Source organism: Streptomyces colwelliae (assembly GCF_048158785.1).
Lineage (GTDB): Bacteria > Actinomycetota > Actinomycetes > Streptomycetales > Streptomycetaceae > Streptomyces.
Genome location: NZ_JBLTJC010001019.1, coordinates 1 through 408, shown reverse-complemented (window position 1 = coordinate 408; position 408 = coordinate 1). Strand labels below are relative to the sequence as shown.

Genomic DNA, 408 nt, shown 5'->3' with positions numbered 1-408 from the left:
GTCCGGGCGCGGAGCGGGGTGGTCGGTCGCGGGGTCTCGGGTGGATGCAGGTTCGTGGTCGGTGGGATGGGCGCCGCGCCCCGGTGTGCCGGTTCCGCCGCGTCGTCCCGCCGGCCGGGGGCGGGCTCGGCCGGGTGCGCAACGCCTGTGTGGATGGCCGCCGTTGCCTGCGCGTCGTCCTGGTGCCCGGTCCCGGTGTTCCGCTCGCGCTCGGCGTCGAGCCCCGGCGGGCGCGCAACGCCCTTGCGTGGTACCGCCGTTGTGGCCGCCTCGCCCCGCTGTCCGGGCCCGGCGGGGCGCCCTCGCAGGTCCCGCGCCCCGGAGACCCGCCCGGCACCGGGCCTCGCGCGGCGCGCAACACCCGGGTGCACAGCTGTCGTTGAGCGCACCTGTACCGGCGCACCCGCC

The 408-nt window shown here is 79.4% G+C and carries 1 pseudogene; it reads right to left on the bottom strand.

Features of this window, described 5'->3' with window-relative positions:
• Positions 1-371: pseudogene (locus tag ACNFOC_RS55625) on the bottom strand (hypothetical protein); the annotation flags it as partial.
• Positions 372-408: the final 37 nt, after the last annotated feature.